A 281-nucleotide genomic window follows, 5' to 3' on the forward strand; every position below is an offset into this window, starting at 1 on the left:
GCATAAGACTTTCCATATTCAAATTCAAAATTAATATCATCTAAAATTATTTTCCCATCTACGCTTAACGAAAGCCCATTTAGAGAAATTTTATTACTGAATTTAGGGATATCAATTCTTTGAGTTTGATCCGTTTTTGCCTCTCCAATTTTATTGAAATTCATTAATAAAGCCCGACTGGCCTGCCTTTTGGTAAAACCGGTTATGAGACTATTAATGGGAACTGTTACGCAATTTAACAATTGAATAAAAGCCATAATCTCTCCTACTGTAATTTCTCC

Annotated in this window: 1 pseudogene; it reads right to left on the reverse strand. The window is 32.0% G+C overall.

From position 1 onward, the window contains the following. Window positions 1-257: pseudogene (locus ACSG5Z_RS32330) on the reverse strand (ABC transporter ATP-binding protein); the annotation flags it as partial. Window positions 258-281: the final 24 nt, after the last annotated feature.

The organism is Bacillus pretiosus (assembly GCF_051294775.1).
GTDB lineage: Bacteria > Bacillota > Bacilli > Bacillales > Bacillaceae_G > Bacillus_A > Bacillus_A wiedmannii.